Below are 15,725 nucleotides of genomic sequence, written 5' to 3' on the forward strand. Positions count from 1 at the left end.
GCGGCCGGACGCACCGGTATTTGCCAGCGCACCAAACTGGTGACCTATGCATAACTGGCTTCGAAAAAACCCATCCGTCCGCACAATCCGTGTGGCAGCTGCCGATCTTAACGGCGTGCCACGCGGTAAACGTATACCCACACGCTTTGCCGACAAGGTTGCGGTAGAGGGCACGCGTTTTCCGTTTTCCGTGCTTAATCTGGACATCTGGGGCGAAGACATTGATGACAGCCCGCTGGTATTTGACAGCGGTGACCGTGACGGCGTTCTCAAACCTACCGAACGGGGCTTTATGCCGATGCCGTGGCTTGAAACGCCTTCCGCCCTCTTGCCCATCTGGATGTTTCACGAGGATGGCCGCCCCTATGAGGGCGATCCCCGCCATGCACTACGCGCTGTGCTGGACCGTTTCAAAGCACGAGGCCTGACCCCTGTCTGCGCTGTAGAGCTGGAGTTTTTCCTGATCGATGACAGTGGCCGCAAATTGCAGGTTCCTATCTCTGAACGGTCAGGTAAACGCCGCAAGGGCGCAGAGACGCTGAGCATTCGCGCCCTTGACCAGTTCGACCAATTTTTTACCGATCTGTATGACGCCTGCGAAGAAATGGATATTCCTGCCGACACGGCGATATCAGAAGCCGGCCTGGGCCAGTTCGAGATCAATATGATGCATTGCGATGATGCACTGCGCGCCGCCGATGATGCCTGGCTGTTCAAGATGCTGGTACGTGGCCTAGCACGGCGGCACGGATTTGCTGCCAGTTTTATGGCCAAGCCCTATGAGGATTACGCGGGCTCCGGTCTGCACACCCATTTTTCGGTGATTGATTCCGAGGGCAACAACGTCTTTGACAACGGTGGGCCGGAAGGTACCGACATGATGCGCCACGCGGTTGCGGGCTGCCTTGAGGCGATGGCTGGATCGGCTCTCATTTTCGCGCCACACGCGAACAGTTTTGACCGGATGGTGCCGGGAAGCCATGCACCAACCGGCGTCAGTTGGGCCTATGAGAACCGCACATCTTCAATCCGTATACCCTCCGGTTCGCACAAGGCGCGGCGGATCGAGCATCGAGTATCGGGCGGAGACGTAAACCCTTATCTGATGCTGGCCGCGGTACTTGGCTCTGCGATCAACGGGATCGAAGACGGCAAGGAGCCGGCTGCTCCGATCACTGGAAACGCCTATGCCGCCGACCTGCCGCAAATTCCGCACACTTGGGAAACTGCCATCGACGCCTTCGAGATAGATGCCGCCGTTGCCCGTATTTTCACCCCCGAGCTGATCCAGAACCTTGTTCTGACAAAGCGCCAAGAGCTGCATTATATGAAAGAGCTGAGCCGCGCGGAACAGGTCGAAATCTATCTGGACACGGTGTAACACATGAAAATCGGTATCCTGCGCACAGGTCACTCGCCCGAAGAGATGATTGAAACCCTTGGTAATTATGACCAGATGTTCGAGCGTCTGCTCGACGGGAATGATTTTGAATTTGAGACATTCTCGGTCGTTGACGGTATTTTTCCGGATAGCGCCGAAGCTGCGGACGGTTGGCTTATTACGGGGTCCAAACACGGTGCCTATGAGAATCACGCGTGGATCCCCCCGCTGGAGGATCTGATCCGCGATATCCATGCCACCGGCAAACCGATGATAGGGGTCTGCTTTGGCCATCAGATCATCGCGCAAGCCATGGGTGGAAAGGTCGAGAAATTTAATGGCGGCTGGTCCGTGGGGCGCACCGAGTACGTTCTGGAGGGCAAGCCCGTCGCGCTGAACGCTTGGCATCAGGATCAGGTTGTTACCCTGCCCGAAACAGCGCGCGTTGTAGGCAGTTCTGATTTCTGCGCCAATGCAATGCTGGCTTACGGCGATACGATCTGGACCGTGCAGCCCCACCCCGAGTTTTCCGCTGAATTTATCGACGGGTTGATTAAGACACGCGGTGAGGGAGTTGTACCTGACAAGCAGCTCGTGGCAGCGACGACCACCCTGCCCCTGCCGACCGACAATGCAGATGTCGCCAACTACATGGCGCAATTTTTCAAGAAAAAAGCGAGATCATGATGCAAGATTGGGAAGAGAAACTGCCCCCCGCAGCTGCCGCCTACCTCAAGGACCGGCGGCTGGACGAGGTAGAATGTATTATTCCTGACTTGCCCGGTATTGCGCGTGGCAAGGCGGTTCCTGCCTCCAAATTCGCACGTCAGGATAGCTTTCATTTGCCTGACAGCATTTTTTACCAAACCATTACCGGTGAGTGGGGCGAGGCCGCAGGCGCGGATGGATTTATCGAGCGCGACATGATCCTGCGGCCCGATATGTCCACTGCGACTGCGGCACCGTGGACTGCCGACTGGACCTTGCAAGTCATCCATGATGCCTATGACCGCGATGGTAACGAGGTACCGTTCAGCCCGCGCAATGTGCTGCGACGCGTTGTCGAATTGTACCGTGCCGAAGGGTGGGAACCTGTTGTCGCCCCGGAAATGGAGTTTTTCCTGACCGCGCGCAATCTGGACCCAGCACAGGAAATCAAACCGATGATGGGCCGCTCAGGGCGCCCTGCTGCTGCGCGGCAGGCCTATTCCATGACAGCCGTTGACGAATTTGGGCCCGTGATCGACGACATCTATGATTTCGCCGAAGCGCAAGGCTTCGAGATTGACGGGATCACGCAGGAAGGCGGCGCTGGCCAACTCGAAATCAATTTGTTGCACGGCGATCCGGTCAAGCTGGCCGATGAGGTGTTCTACTTCAAGCGTCTGATCCGCGAGGCTGCGATGCGTCATGACTGTTATGCTACCTTTATGGCCAAACCAATCGCGGACGAACCGGGATCAGCGATGCACATCCATCATTCGGTGTTGGATACAAAAACAGGCAAAAACATCTTTTCCGATGCGGACGGCGGCGAGACAGAGCCGTTCATGCACTTCATCGCAGGGTTGCAGAACCATATGCCGGCAGCCCTTGCTGTGATTGCACCTTACGTGAACAGCTATCGTCGCTATGTCAAAGATCACGCCGCGCCCATCAACCTTGAGTGGGGTCGTGACAACCGGACAACTGGCATCCGCGTACCGCTCTCCAGCCCTGCCGCGCGGCGGGTCGAGAACCGTCTGGCGGGGATGGATTGTAACCCTTACTTGGGCATCGCGGCCTCGTTGGCATGTGGATATCTAGGCCTCAAGGAAGGCAAGATGCCCATGCCCGAATTCAAGGGCGACGCCTATGATGGCGATGGCGACATTCCCCGCACAATGGGCGAGGCACTTCACCTGTTCCGCGAGTCAACGGCATTGCACGAAGTGCTGGGTCCAGAATTTGTTCGCGTATACGCCATTGTTAAAGAGGCAGAATACGATGAGTTCTTGCAGGTTATCTCGCCTTGGGAGCGCGAGCACCTTCTACTCAACGTTTGAGGCGATGTGATGAACCTGCTTTACGCCAACGACAATCGCGGCAAATACCCACCGAGTTGGTACGCGGCAACGGCCACACCTCAACCGGCTTATGACACCCTGAAGGGCGCGCATAGGGCTGATGTGTGTGTGATTGGCGCTGGATATACCGGCCTGTCGGCAGCTCTTCATCTGGCTCAGGCGGGGCGCGATGTGATCCTGCTCGATGCGCAGCGCGTCGGGTTCGGTGCGTCGGGTCGTAACGGCGGACAACTCGGATCAGGCCAGCGGATGGAGCAGGACGACCTTGAGAAGCTCGTGGGCGAGCCGGAGGCAGCCAAACTTTGGGAGCTTGCGGAGGATGCCAAAAATCTGGTGAAATCACTCATTGTCGATCACCGCATAGATTGTCATTTAAAGCCTGGCGTAGCGTGGACCGCCTCCACTGCGGGCGATGTACGCCACCTGCACAAATACGCCGACCATCTAGCGCAGAAATACGGCTATGACCAGATCGAGACGCTGGATCATGTAACGCTTCAATCGGTTTGCCCTTCCCCGGATTACCGCGGCGGAATTCTGGATATGGGGGCGGCCCATCTGCATCCGTTGAATTTCGCGCTTGGGCTTGCGCGGGCTGCCGCTGCCGCTGGTGTGCGTATTTATGAACGCTCTGCCGTGCATCATATTGAAGAAGGGACGACATCCACGATACGTACTGATGCGGGTAATGTCGTGGCTGACCACGTCATTCTCGCATGCAACGGCTATCTCGGAGGGTTAAACCATCGCGTGGCCGCCCGTGTGATGCCGATCAATAATTTCATCGCAGCGACCGAGCCGCTGGGTGACAGGATCAACGACGTTCTGCCCCGCGATGTTGCCGTTGCCGACAGCCGCTTTGTCGTGAATTATTTCCGCCTAAGCAATGATGGCCGCCTGCTGTTCGGTGGCGGTGAAAGCTATGGCTACCGCTTTCCGGCGGATATTGGCGCAAAAGTTCGCAAGCCTATGTCGGTTATTTTTCCACATCTTAAAGATGTGAAGATTGACTATGCTTGGGGCGGCACACTGGGGATAACGATGAAGCGCCTCCCCTACCTCACGCGGCCTGCCAAAAACATGTTATCTGCATCCGGTTATTCCGGTCATGGCGTTGGCACCGCCACCCACGCAGGCCAGCTTATGGCGCGGGCCATCGTTGGCGACGCGGACGGCTTTGATACTTTAGCGGCCCTTCCCAGCACACCGTTTCCGGGCGGGCCCGCCATGCGATCGCCCCTGCTCGTCCTCGCAATGAGCTGGTACGGCCTGCGCGACAAATTGGGCCTTTAGCAGGGCAGGCTTTATCCCTCCGTAGCGCTTACACTAAAGACATAGAAAAAGGCGGGCCATAGACCCGCCTTATCTATATTTCAGCTTCCCACCTTAGCGCTCATTTCAATTTCGACAGCTTCTCTTGCAACTCCGCCAACTGGCGCTTGATGGCATCAAGATCATCGCTGTTTTCCGCGGAAGGTTTTCCATCCGGCGATTGTGTCCCCGCAGGGCCTGTCCATCCACCAGTCATGGCCTTCATAAACGCTTCTTGCTGTGCTTGCATCGCGTCAAAACCCGGCATTTTTGCCAACGGGTTCATCGAGGTCATATTCTCGACCACCTTGGCCTGACCGTCGCGCAGCATGGTGAAGGATTGTTGCAAAAATTCCGGCACAACACTGACCTTCCCGGTCATGTAGCTGCGCACCAGATCATTGAGAACATCCACCGGCAGAACGCTCTCACCGCGGCTTTCGTGTTCTGCAATAATCTGGAGAAGATATTGCCGCGTCAGATCGTCACCGGATTTCAGATCGATAATCTGTACTTCGCGACCGTCACGTATAAAGCCCGCGATGTCTTCGAGCGTCACATAGTCACTTGTTTCTGTATTGTAGAGGCGCCTGCTGGCGTATCTTTTAATCAGAAGGGGTTTGCTTGTTTCTGCCACGTAAGTTCCTCCCCTAGGTGTGCTGCACTGCAGCCTAGACGCTGCATACGCAAAAAGAAAGGGCGCGCTGCATGCAGCACACCCTTCCCTAAAAAGCACTCACCCGAGGGCAGATGCCGGTCTGGAAACCAGACTTACTTTGTTGTGGCTTTTTTTGCCGCAGCTTTTACGTCGTCCGCTGCTTTGGTCATGGAGGCTGTTGCCTCGTCGGACATGTCCTTACCCGCGGCCATCATCAACTCAACTGTTTCCATCTGAACTTTTTTCGCAACTTCAGCGAAAGCTGCCATATGCTCGGCTGCTGCTTCGGAATAAACGGTTGCGAAGTCGGTCATGGCTTTTGCATAGTCTGCAGGCTCGGTTTTGGCTTTTGCCATTTCGGCCAGTTTCGCAACTGTGTCTTTGGTCCAAGCCGAAGAAATCTCGGTGGATTTCTCTACTGCGGACAGCGCGACGCTGGACAGTTTTTCGTTCAAAGCTGCAGAAGTTTTGAAGGATGCTTCCATCGATGTGGTGTCCACGGGAAATGCGCCCATCATATCTTTAAGCATTGCGGTCATGTCTGGTGTTTTTGTAGCGGCCATTGTCGTAATCCTTTGATTGTATCAGCGTGGCACGATGCCCAGCGTGAATTTCAATTCGCGTCCCGCCAGATCGTACAGCGTGCTGCCATTCCAGTGTTCCGCGTCTACCAACAATATAGATGCTGCACCGCAGCATTGCAAGTTTTTTCTGCACCGCAGCATCCCGTAAGAGAGGCCCTGAAACTGGCTGAAAAATCAGCCTCTTGCCTTTACGGCAACATAGGTGCCCGGCGCATCGCACAAGATTTTTCGCCCGCCCTCGCCGGGAATCCGGGCGGGAATCATGTCTCCGGAGCGGTTGTTTAACCATGTCTCCCAGCGCGGCCACCACGAACCTTCGGTGAATTCCGCACCCGCCAGCCAGTTCTCATGATCCAGCGACAGATCCACGTTGGTGTAATGGCCGTACTTGCCTTTGCTGGGCGGATTGACGATGCCTGCGATATGGCCCGACTGGGTCATGATAAAGGTCTTGTCGGTACTGCCCATTTTCTTGATCCCGCGAAAGCTGTCTTTCCATGGCGCGATATGATCCGTTTCGCAGGCAATGGCGCAGATCGGCACATCAACCTCTTCGAGCACCAGATGCGCGTCGCACAGGTCATAGCCGCCCTCGGCCAGTTCGTTGTTCTGGCACAACCCGCGCAGGTATTGCATCGCCATTTTGGCAGGCAGGTTCGCACCGTCACCGTTCCAGTAGAGCAGATCAAACGCCGGTGGCGTCTCTCCCATCATATAACTTTTGACTGCAGGCCCGTAGACCAGATCGTTTGAGCGCAGGAACGAGAAAGTTCGCGCCATCACGATGGATGGCAGAATGCCCTTGTCCTGCGTTTCGGCCTCGATCCCGTCAATAAAGTCATCCGTGAGGAAGGGCCGGAACTCGCCTTGATCGGAGAAATCCGTAAGCGCGGTAAAGAAAGTGGCCGATTTTACAGTCGTATCACCACGCTGTTTAAGCAAGCTGAGGGTCAAGCTTAGCGTTGTACCGGCGATGCAATATCCAACCGCGTTCAACTCTTTCTCGCCAGTGATCGCTTTCACCTCGTCGAATGCCGCAAGGTAGCCCTCCAGCACATAGTCATCCATCCCCGTATCGCGGTACGTCGCATCGGGATTGATCCACGAGACCATAAACAAGGTATAGCCCTGATCCAGCACCCATTTCACAAACGAGTTTTGCGCCTTGAGATCGAGTATGTAGTACTTGTTGATCCAGGGAGGAAACACGACCAGCGGCGTGGCGTGCACCTGCTCTGTTGTCGGCGTGTACTGGATCAGCTCGAACATGCGATTGCGAAAAACAACTTTGCCCGGCGTGGTCGCAATATTCTCGCCCAGCTGGAATGCGCTTTCATCGGCCAGCCGCACAATCATCTCGCCCTTGTTGGCCTCCAGATCGCTGATCAGGTTCTCGAGTCCCTTAATCAGGCTCTCCCCGTCGGTATCGACTGCGCGTTGCAGGGCATCAGGATTGGTTGCCAGAAAATTCGTCGGGCTCATCATGTCGATTATCTGGCGGGAGAAATAAGCGAGGCGCTGCTTCTCACGCGGTTCCATATCTTCAACGTCTTCGACGGCCTGCGCGAGGGCCTCGGCGTTCATCATGTATTGCTGTTTGACAAAATTGAAATACGGATGCTTTTCCCACAACGGATTGGCAAAGCGACGATCGGTCGGCGTGCGATCTTCGGGCGCGGTCAGTGTCCCCTTTGCGAGGGCCTGTTGCGCCTCAACGAAATGGGTCACTGATTTGGTCCAGAACCCCAACTGATGCTCGATCAGTTTGGCAGGGTTTGTCATCGCTTCTTGCATGTAGGCTTTGGCGGCTTTGTGGAACAGTTCCTGATTCGGGGCATCCAACGCGGCCTGATGGGTGTTGCGCGTGGCCAGCACATTGGTCAGCCGTGCGCGCAGTGCCTCTACTTTGTTCAGGTTTTCCTTCATCCGCTCCATGGACGCTGCGGAGGGTTCACCACCTTGCGAGGTATCAGTTGCCATATTATTTGTTCCGTCCTATGTTTGCAGTTGCAGCATTTTCGTCAGATCGGCCCGATAGGTGGTCGTTTTGGCGGCAGTAGCGCCCGGTTTTGGGCTTAGGTACAGGAGTTCCGCAATGCGCTTTATGGCATCTTACGACATGATGGAGACAATCCGAAACACTAATCAGTGGCTCGGCGCGTCGGCGCAGGCGATGGCCTCCTATCCTGCCTTTTCAATGTTTCCCAACCCAGCGCTTGAGTGGATCGGCGCATGGGGCGCTGTTACCGAGCGTACATTCAGCCGCATGGTTGTCAAACCCGACTGGAATATTCCGAACTTTGTAGGCCTAGATGGTACAGACCGTGTGGTGACCGAAGAAGTCGTGATGGAAGGTGATTTCGGCGATCTGCTGCATTTCGAGGTTGCAGGCCGGACCGAGCGGCGGCGCAAGGTTCTGCTCGTGGCACCGATGTCTGGTCACTATGCCACGCTGCTGCGCTCCACCGTCATCAGCCTTTTGCCCGATTGTGATTTGTACATCACCGATTGGCATAACGCGCGCGACATCCCAGTGAGCAAAGGTAAGTTCGACATTGAGGATTACACACTTCGGTTGGTGGATTACATGCGCTTTATGGGGCCCGAGACCCACGTAATCGCCGTGTGCCAGCCCGCCCCCCTCACCCTCGCTGCCACAGCATATCTCGCGGAAGAAGATCCCAAGGCGCAGCCAAGTTCGCTAACGCTGATCGGTGGTCCGATCGATCCTGATGCGACACCGACAGAGGTGACCGATTTTGGCCATTCCGTTACAATGGGCCAACTCGAGCAGTTCATGATCCAGCAGGTCGGGTTCAAACATGCAGGCGTTGGGCGCAAGGTCTATCCCGGTCTGTTGCAGCTCAGCTCGTTCATCTCGATGAATCCCGATACGCATAAAGATGCGTTCGTGAGCCAGATTCAGCGTGTCGCAAAAGGCGAAGCGCATGAGCACGACAAGCACAACAAATTTTACGATGAATACCTTTGCGTGATGGATATGCCGGCAGAATTTTATCTCTCGACCGTCGATCGCATTTTCAAAAGCGGTGAGATTGCAAAAAATGATTTTACCGTCGCGGGCAAAAAAGTCGACATTGGCAAGATCACAACTGTCGCCGTTATGACAGTTGAAGGTACAAAAGACGATATTTCCGCTCCGGGACAGTGCATTGCGGCACTGGCTTTGTGTACCGGTCTGCCCGATGACAAAAAGGCCAGCCACCTTGAAGACGGTGCCGGACACTACGGTATTTTCGCGGGCAAAAGCTGGCGCCAGAACATCCGCCCCCTTGTTCTCGATTTCATCGACGACAACGAGACTCGCACTCCTCCGGGGTACCGCCGCAAGGAAGCGGCCGGAAAAGCTGCCGAAAAGCCGGCGAATAAAAATGCGGCGGCCTAATTTTTAGAAGCTATGTCAAAACTGTCAAAAACCCCTTTTCATGCCTGATCGGCGCGAAAAGGGGTTTTTGCGTACGGGGCCAGATCTTTTAGTTTTCTGGCCTGCTTTCTTGGCGGAGGCGCAGTTTCAAAGCAATCAACACGTCTGATTAAAGCTTTGGTGAAGGGCACTTTTCGTCAGCGCAGAACCAATGGAAGTGCCATCCACTCGCGCAAGGCTGCCGTTGTCTCGTCGGGTTGTTCAAGTGTGGGCAAATGCCCTGAACCTTCAAGGATGCGCAGCTGGGCGTAGGGAATCAGCTCTGCCATAAACTCGTGCCGCTTGACCGGACACAACGTGTCATGCGCCCCACACAGCACAAGTGCCGGCACTTTGCATCGGCGCAGGGTTGCCTGCTGATCCTTGCGGCGCTGCATGGCGCGGGCTTGCCGGATGTAGATTTCAGGGCCCAGCGTTTGCGCCATCTCCATGACCAGCGCCAGCACCTCTTTGCGGTAGGGACCGGGCGCCAGTGTACTGGGGCTGATCTCGTCTCGTACCACGTCACTAAAGCGTCCCGAGCGGACCTTAACGATCTGCGGCTCGCGGTTGGCGGCAATCACCGGTGTTTCGGCCAGCGGGTGCGTGTCAAGCAATGCAATGCGGGTCACACGGTCAGGAGCGCGGCGCAAAATCTCCATCGCGACGACACCGCCCATCGATAAACCGGCCAACGCAAACCGCTTGGGCAGGATATCAAGCAGCATCGATGCAATCTCCTCGATCCGCTCTCCGATTGTGACGGGTGCCACCATCACGGCCAAATCACTCGACAACTCTGCGATTTGCGGGCCGAACAGGCGCGCATCACACATCATCCCCGGCAATAGAACCAGCGGCTCTTTCATTGTTTGCTTTTAACTCCGGTTATACTGCCTCGTGTGAATGGCTTGCTAAGGGCGGGGGCGCAAGAGGCGCAGAGGATCAAAGGGGCGTTATGCCCTGCAAATGGGGGAAATCCGCGTAGCGCGCAGCGCGGGCGTCTACATCTTCGGCGGGTTCTGCTCCTGATCGCAGCAACATGCCCCTCGGTGCTACATAACTGCTGATCGTGCGGCGCGGAACAGGCCGCCACACCAGATTAAACGCAGCGAGCTTGGGAAAAAACCACATCTCGGAATAAGGCAGGTGGTCATGGACCCACCAGGCAAGATCGCGCCAGTCACGACCTTGGCTATATTGGTCTGCAAACCACGGGATGACAATCGACGCGCCTGCGACCACATGCTCGGGCATATCCCAGATATGGCATTCGATAGGATTGTCGCTGCGCGCACAATTCAGGTTATTCTCGTTCCCAAACGTATTGAGCGCGGCCGAACGGTAACCTGAACGGACTGTGACCTGACCAAAGGTGGCATGCAACGGCTCCAGAAGCGTTTCACAAAATGCACGTCCGCGCTCGATTGCCAGATCGGGGTTGTCTGGAATATTCGGGATCCCGTGGAACGCGCTAATCTCGCTAATCATAAAGTCACGCACGAAGAAGTTGGGCGACAGTCGGGTCCTGCCGAAATTCTCGAGGCCGCGCATGCTGGAGGGACGGCGCATTAATAACCGTTCCAGCGAAATGCGCCGTCATCAGACAGAGGTGAGTGGGGACTATACGCAATCTCCAAGATGTTCCCCTCGGGATCAGCGAAATAGCCGATATTGCCACCCAAGAACACATCGAATGCAAGGCGAAAAATCCGTCCTCCTGTGGCCTCGGCGCGGGCCAACAGGGGAGTGACTTCCGCCTTTTTCCTTGTGTTATAGGAGAATGTTAGGGCCCCGCGCCCCATCTGCGCAACGCTCACGCCAATGTCTTCGGCCAGCTTTTCAATCGAATAGAGGCTCAGTGTCTGCCCGATCAGATCGAATGCGATGATACCCTTCTCGCTGCTGGCGCGACTCCAGCCGAGGGCCTCGTAGAAAGCCGTCAAACGCTCCATATCCGTTACACCCAGTGTGTTCAGGCTTATGCGTTGTTCCATCTTGGCAGCGCTCCGATCCCGTCGAGAATTTCTGCAGCAACTACGTCTGACTGCGCAGGAAGCATTATATCGATTGTGATGACATCGGCAAACTTCCATCAGCATTCCTCAAAACCGGCTGCCAAATGTCCACGGGCGCACGCCATGCCACCCCCCTCGCTCCGCGTGGCCTTCTCGATTGTCGTCCGAGCACATGCGCAGGGCGGGTCTGTCGGCATTTAAAAAGTCCTGATTGTCCACTTTTCGACGAGCGCTGCCTTCGCCATCACAGGCACCGAAGGGAATTGAGCGGTCAAAAAGGCCGACATCTGTCGGGTAATCGGCTGAAAGCTGTGCTCGAGTCCGGTGACCAACGGCATCCGGCAGCGCGCCGCTGGCCATGGCAGATATTTTGCAATCGGATTATTTATGCCGGAGTGGAAGAGATGCGCGGGTGAGTTCTAACGCCCTTAATCAGCTCGGATTGGTCAAAGCGCGCTGAATTGCTGACAGACTCGTCGTCGCCCAGAAGCACCTCAAGGAACGGCACGACCAGCACGATTACAATCGCAAAGCAGGACCGCGTCCAAAGACGCTTTACAATGCGCAAACCTCCTCGACCGCCCGCTCGATCAGGCCAAGACAGCGGCCATCTGAAAAGCGGTGATCGGCATCTTTCACGAGCAAAAGCTGCATGTCGGGACTTGCGGCGTGGGCCACTAACTGTGTGGCGATAGCAACGCTGACGGCGGTATCTGCGGTGCCCTGCAGCATCCGGACCGTACAGGCCAGTTCGAGCGGATCACGCATCACCAGATGATTCCTGCCGTCCTCAATCATCCGCTTCGTCACTATGTAAGGCTCCATGTAATCGGACGGTAATTCAACGCGGCCTTCTGCCTCGAGTAGTGCCCTTTGCGCAGCATCGAAGCCTGCCCACCAGCCATCTTCGGTAAAATCAGGGGCAGCAGCGATTGTGACCAATCCCGCCAGCCGATCCGGGCGCGCACGGGCCAACAACAGCGCTTGCCATCCGCCCATGCTGGATCCAACAGGCACAATCGGACCTTTAGTCAACGCTTCGATCGCTGCGAGTGTGTCGGCATGCCAGTCCCCGATGCAGCCCTCCTCGAATGTACCACTGGATTGTCCATGCCCTGAATAATCAAACCTTAAGAACGCGCGGCCCGTTTCCTGCGCCCAATCCTCCAGATGCACCGCTTTGGTGCCCTGCATGTCGGACTTCAAGCCGCCCAAAAACACCACACAAGGGCCTTCGCCCTCAGTCAGGTGATAAGCGATCTCGCGCCCTTGAGGGGTCTTGAGGTAAAGGGGATCAGCCATCGGGGTATCTCCGCATTTTATGAGTGCGCAACCACCGCGCAGAGCGCAAGGCCGCAGCGAATACTATTTATCCGTTAGCGCAAGCAGTCGCCCTGTAGGCTATCGGTCAGCCGCTGACGTATGGCGTGTTGCTGGGCCGATAGAAAATCTTTTGATTGTGCAGGCGGCCGAGCAAATCATTGATCGCATGGCTGTGATTTCCGTCCTCCACGATCGGAAGTAACGCACGCGCGCCCTCGCGCCCCAGTGACAAGTCGCGTGTCACAACGTTCAGCGCAGCTTCGATCAGATCGATATCCGCGAGGGTAAGCTCGAATTTACGGTTATACTTGGGCATGAGTTCACCTTTGATTTGATAGGTCTTTGTGGCCTAAGCCAAAGTTTTATTCAAGCATCCTGCGCCTCTGGCAACCCGATTGCGACCACCGCGGCAGCTACCGCCATCACAGCGAAAAGGACGAGAACCACCTGAGGACCGAAAAGGGCAGCCCCCCCGCCCGCAACGCCTGCCACCAGCAACAGCACACCGATTACAGTATTGGAGACGGCCGAATATGCGGCGCGTTGATCGTCGGGAGCCATATCAACAAGATAAGTAGAGCGCCCTTGCCGCACACCGTGATAGGCGATCATGAGCACAAAAAGCGCCGATGGCATTGCCCAGACAGTTTGAGCCAACCCAAGTTGCGCCAGCGCAACTGCGAGCACCATCGCGACAGCACCCGCCACACCAGTAAGCATCAGAACAAGGCGGCTGGAATGATCGGAAAGTCGCCCCCAGACATAAGAGCTGAGCAACGAGGCAAGCGCAGAGGCAAGCAAGAGCGCGCCAAGCCCGCCAAGTGTCCCGCCGTCCTCGCCGCCGCCGATGATCACAAAATAGGGGGGCGCAAGGGCAGTGGCCGTCAGCAATCCGCGTACGATGATAAAGCGCCACAGATCTGGATTATCCTTCAAAACACTAAAGGTTGCCGCAACACCCGAAGCCCCCTCACTCGGTTGCTCTTTGATGCTGGAAAAAACCAATGCTGCCACGCCCCACAGACAGGCCGCAAGCGCGATGGCGGCAATCACTGCACCTCGCTCTTCCAACACGCCTGCGATCAACAGACCGGCAAAGACCAGCACTCCAACAGAGGACAAGGAACCAGCAAGGCCCGTGACCGAGCCGCGCCGTGACTGGCCGATCGTCTTGCCCAAAATATCCTTATACGAAACCGAGCAGATTGCTCGAAAGAGTGCCAGCACGGCCAGCGCAGCACATATAGCCAACCCCGCTGCCGCCCCCTCAAGGGTGAGGGCTGCAAGAACAATAAGACCTGCACAGATGCCCTGCCCCGCGGATCCCGCGACCCAAGCCCATTTTCGACGCGCCATCCCCTGCACCCAACCGGCCAGCAAGATTTGCGGCAACAATGCACCCGCCTCCCTTATGGGGACCAGCGCACCAGCGTAGACCGCTGGAGCGCCCAGCGATGTCAGCAACCAACTCAACACCAGTTTCGGATCAATCAGCCCGTCTGCAACTTTTGTCATTCCCAAGGAGACAGCGTGGCGCAGTCCGTTCGCGGCTTCGGCCTTTTGTGCAGGCTCGTTCAGCGTTTCCGCCGGACCATCGGCGCCGGAAATGACCTCAAAGGCCCGCGTTTCGATATTCTGGCTCATGTTGTAGTCCCTCTTTTATTCGCCACCTTGCGCTAAACGTACCTTGTGCCGCAGCGGCACACTGGGGGCTGTCTTGTCGGCAATTACTTTAATGCTAAAACAATTTCTATGCATACAACTCCCCCAGACCGCTTTTTGATCCCGACGCTTTCACTGTGTAATTTTGTGATCGGGGTTGGTGCATTCGGTATCATCGGGCTGGTAGAGCCGCTGGGAGACGATTTGCAGTTGAGTGCGGCACAAACCGGCCAGCTCCTTACCGCCTATGCGGTGGCCTACGCGCTGTTATCACCCCTGTTGGTCGCCTCTACTGGGCGTGTCGGGCGCAGGCGGATCATGGCGGCGGGTTTTGCACTGTTTGCACTTGCCGCAATTATGTCGGCGCTCTCCACAGGCCTGACTGGTCTTAATATCGCGCGTGTTCTGGCCGCGGCGGGCGCAGGCATTTTCACCCCGCTTGCAGCCGCGGTCGCCGCATCGCTGAGCCCTGAGCACCAACGTGCAAAAGTGCTGGCGGCAGTGTTTTTCGGTCTGACGATGTCTCAGGTCGTGGGCGTACCTGCCAGCAGTTGGATCGCCTATACCTTCGGGTGGCGCTGGACCTTCTGGCTTATCTTTGCGATGGCCCTGCCATGCGTCTGGCTGATCTGGACACGTGTCCCCGCAGGTCTGAAATTCCAGCCTGTAACCATGGGCGATCTGCGCGATGTTGTGGCTGAAGGTCGGCTCATGCTGGCAATCATGTTCACTGCGACCTTCATAGGATCCCAATATATTCTGTTTACCTACATTGCGCCGCTGCTCAGTGCAACGATGGGTTTTGGCCGCGACGGCATAGCGATGGTTCTGATGGTTTCGGGCTTCGGCGCAGTCGCAGGCAACGTGCTGGGGGGATTTCTGTCGGACCGGTACGGCTGGCGCATTACGCTAACGTGGCTGTGCATCGCACAGATGTGCGTGCTGCCGGTGTTCTCGCTTCTGCCGATGTCAGTGCCACTTCTGATCGTTTTCGCGTTCTTATGGGCAATGGGCAGCTGGTCGTTCATGGCGGCGCAACAGGTGCGCCTTATTACAATTGCAGGCCACCGCGCTCCTGTGGTGCTTTCGTTGAACGCCGCTGCGATCTATGTCGGCGCAGCAATCGGTTCGGCCGTAGGCGGCCTGATGATCACCGGCTTCGGGCTCTTGTCGCTGGGGATAACTGCGGGTGTAGGCGCGGCCTGTGCCTTGGTACATTTGACACTGTCGGCCCGCCTTAACCCGCTTAGCGAAGCCCGCCCTTGACGCACACCGCGCAGAACGGCAAAAGCGCTTCA

15 protein-coding genes are annotated in these 15,725 nt (G+C 56.5%); 6 read left to right on the top strand and 9 right to left on the bottom strand.

The annotated features are described in order from the left end of the window. Positions 1 to 46: 46 nt before the first annotated feature. Genes C8N30_RS17520 through C8N30_RS17535 form a run of 4 tightly spaced genes read left to right on the top strand, consistent with a single transcriptional unit; the run spans position 47 to position 4,740 of the window. Positions 47 to 1,381 (top strand): glutamine synthetase family protein, encoded by a 1,335-nt coding sequence (locus C8N30_RS17520; RefSeq protein WP_025061491.1) that lies wholly within the window; start codon positions 47 to 49, stop codon positions 1,379 to 1,381. A gap of 3 nt (positions 1,382 to 1,384) precedes the next feature. Then, on the top strand, positions 1,385 to 2,068 hold the full coding sequence (locus tag C8N30_RS17525; RefSeq protein ID WP_025061490.1) for a type 1 glutamine amidotransferase: 684 nt from the start codon (positions 1,385 to 1,387) through the stop codon (positions 2,066 to 2,068). Next, positions 2,068 to 3,426, top strand: coding sequence for a glutamine synthetase family protein (locus C8N30_RS17530; RefSeq protein ID WP_025061489.1), 1,359 nt, complete (start codon positions 2,068 to 2,070; stop codon positions 3,424 to 3,426). The genes C8N30_RS17525 and C8N30_RS17530 overlap by 1 nt, the downstream gene beginning before the upstream one ends. Positions 3,427 to 3,435: 9 nt before the next feature. After that, the gene (locus C8N30_RS17535) at positions 3,436 to 4,740 is read left to right on the top strand and encodes an NAD(P)/FAD-dependent oxidoreductase (protein WP_025061488.1); all 1,305 of its coding nucleotides are present in this window, start codon (positions 3,436 to 3,438) and stop codon (positions 4,738 to 4,740) included. A 100-nt stretch (positions 4,741 to 4,840) separates the two neighbouring features. Here the strand turns inward: C8N30_RS17535 and phaR are convergent, their stop codons facing one another. From phaR to C8N30_RS17550, 3 genes are all read right to left on the bottom strand, one after another. After that, positions 4,841 to 5,395 carry a polyhydroxyalkanoate synthesis repressor PhaR gene (gene phaR / locus C8N30_RS17540; RefSeq protein WP_025061487.1) on the bottom strand — a complete coding sequence of 185 codons (555 nt, stop codon included), beginning with the start codon at positions 5,393 to 5,395 and terminating at the stop codon, positions 4,841 to 4,843. Positions 5,396 to 5,529: 134 nt separating this feature from the next. Further along, complete coding sequence (locus C8N30_RS17545; RefSeq protein WP_025061486.1) at positions 5,530 to 5,979, bottom strand: phasin family protein; 450 nt, start codon at positions 5,977 to 5,979, stop codon at positions 5,530 to 5,532. A gap of 195 nt (positions 5,980 to 6,174) precedes the next feature. Next, entirely contained in the window at positions 6,175 to 7,980 is a 1,806-nt protein-coding gene (locus tag C8N30_RS17550; RefSeq protein ID WP_025061485.1) for a PHA/PHB synthase family protein, read from the bottom strand. Between the two features lie 115 nt (positions 7,981 to 8,095). On the opposite strand from C8N30_RS17550, the gene phaZ reads away from it, so the two are divergent. Beyond that, positions 8,096 to 9,406 (top strand): polyhydroxyalkanoate depolymerase, encoded by a 1,311-nt coding sequence (phaZ, locus tag C8N30_RS17555; RefSeq protein WP_025061484.1) that lies wholly within the window; start codon positions 8,096 to 8,098, stop codon positions 9,404 to 9,406. A 176-nt stretch (positions 9,407 to 9,582) separates the two neighbouring features. Here phaZ and C8N30_RS17560 read toward each other — a convergent pair whose 3' ends face one another. The 6 genes from C8N30_RS17560 to C8N30_RS17585 all read right to left on the bottom strand — a co-directional run bounded on the left by C8N30_RS17560 (position 9,583) and on the right by C8N30_RS17585 (position 14,409). Beyond that, the gene (locus C8N30_RS17560; RefSeq protein ID WP_025061483.1) at positions 9,583 to 10,293 is read right to left on the bottom strand and encodes an alpha/beta fold hydrolase; all 711 of its coding nucleotides are present in this window, start codon (positions 10,291 to 10,293) and stop codon (positions 9,583 to 9,585) included. 76 nt (positions 10,294 to 10,369) lie between these two features. Further along, positions 10,370 to 10,996, bottom strand: a complete 627-nt coding sequence (locus C8N30_RS17565) for a hypothetical protein (protein ID WP_232222788.1) — start codon at positions 10,994 to 10,996, stop codon at positions 10,370 to 10,372. Beyond that, positions 10,996 to 11,421 (bottom strand): VOC family protein, encoded by a 426-nt coding sequence (locus C8N30_RS17570; protein WP_025061481.1) that lies wholly within the window; start codon positions 11,419 to 11,421, stop codon positions 10,996 to 10,998. The genes C8N30_RS17565 and C8N30_RS17570 overlap by 1 nt, the downstream gene beginning before the upstream one ends. A gap of 576 nt (positions 11,422 to 11,997) precedes the next feature. Further along, the gene (locus tag C8N30_RS17575) at positions 11,998 to 12,744 is read right to left on the bottom strand and encodes an alpha/beta hydrolase (RefSeq protein ID WP_025061479.1); all 747 of its coding nucleotides are present in this window, start codon (positions 12,742 to 12,744) and stop codon (positions 11,998 to 12,000) included. 106 nt (positions 12,745 to 12,850) lie between these two features. Continuing rightward, complete coding sequence (locus C8N30_RS17580; RefSeq protein ID WP_025061478.1) at positions 12,851 to 13,081, bottom strand: hypothetical protein; 231 nt, start codon at positions 13,079 to 13,081, stop codon at positions 12,851 to 12,853. 50 nt (positions 13,082 to 13,131) lie between these two features. Further along, positions 13,132 to 14,409 carry an MFS transporter gene (locus C8N30_RS17585; protein WP_025061477.1) on the bottom strand — a complete coding sequence of 426 codons (1,278 nt, stop codon included), beginning with the start codon at positions 14,407 to 14,409 and terminating at the stop codon, positions 13,132 to 13,134. Positions 14,410 to 14,517: 108 nt separating this feature from the next. Between C8N30_RS17585 and C8N30_RS17590 the strand changes: the two genes are divergently transcribed. Then, complete coding sequence (locus C8N30_RS17590) at positions 14,518 to 15,693, top strand: MFS transporter (protein ID WP_025061476.1); 1,176 nt, start codon at positions 14,518 to 14,520, stop codon at positions 15,691 to 15,693. The last annotated feature ends 32 nt before the right edge of the window (positions 15,694 to 15,725 follow it).

The organism is Sulfitobacter guttiformis (assembly GCF_003610455.1).
Taxonomy (GTDB): Bacteria; Pseudomonadota; Alphaproteobacteria; order Rhodobacterales; family Rhodobacteraceae; genus Sulfitobacter; species Sulfitobacter guttiformis.

Excerpts from the sequence above, each read along its gene's own strand:
- C8N30_RS17560 (WP_025061483.1), bottom strand. The coding sequence starts at position 10,293 with ATGAAAGAGCCGCTGGTTCTATTGCCGGGGATGATGTGTGATGCGCGC.
- C8N30_RS17550 (WP_025061485.1), bottom strand. The coding sequence starts at position 7,980 with ATGGCAACTGATACCTCGCAAGGTGGTGAACCCTCCGCAGCGTCCATG.
- C8N30_RS17575 (WP_025061479.1), bottom strand. The coding sequence starts at position 12,744 with ATGGCTGATCCCCTTTACCTCAAGACCCCTCAAGGGCGCGAGATCGCT.
- phaZ (WP_025061484.1), top strand. The coding sequence starts at position 8,096 with ATGCGCTTTATGGCATCTTACGACATGATGGAGACAATCCGAAACACT.
- C8N30_RS17535 (WP_025061488.1), top strand. The coding sequence starts at position 3,436 with ATGAACCTGCTTTACGCCAACGACAATCGCGGCAAATACCCACCGAGT.
- C8N30_RS17545 (WP_025061486.1), bottom strand. The coding sequence starts at position 5,979 with ATGGCCGCTACAAAAACACCAGACATGACCGCAATGCTTAAAGATATG.
- C8N30_RS17520 (WP_025061491.1), top strand. The coding sequence starts at position 47 with ATGCATAACTGGCTTCGAAAAAACCCATCCGTCCGCACAATCCGTGTG.
- C8N30_RS17565 (WP_232222788.1), bottom strand. The coding sequence starts at position 10,996 with ATGCGCCGTCCCTCCAGCATGCGCGGCCTCGAGAATTTCGGCAGGACC.
- C8N30_RS17530 (WP_025061489.1), top strand. The coding sequence starts at position 2,068 with ATGCAAGATTGGGAAGAGAAACTGCCCCCCGCAGCTGCCGCCTACCTC.
- C8N30_RS17580 (WP_025061478.1), bottom strand. The coding sequence starts at position 13,081 with ATGCCCAAGTATAACCGTAAATTCGAGCTTACCCTCGCGGATATCGAT.
- C8N30_RS17585 (WP_025061477.1), bottom strand. The coding sequence starts at position 14,409 with ATGAGCCAGAATATCGAAACGCGGGCCTTTGAGGTCATTTCCGGCGCC.
- C8N30_RS17525 (WP_025061490.1), top strand. The coding sequence starts at position 1,385 with ATGAAAATCGGTATCCTGCGCACAGGTCACTCGCCCGAAGAGATGATT.
- C8N30_RS17570 (WP_025061481.1), bottom strand. The coding sequence starts at position 11,421 with ATGGAACAACGCATAAGCCTGAACACACTGGGTGTAACGGATATGGAG.
- C8N30_RS17590 (WP_025061476.1), top strand. The coding sequence starts at position 14,518 with ATGCATACAACTCCCCCAGACCGCTTTTTGATCCCGACGCTTTCACTG.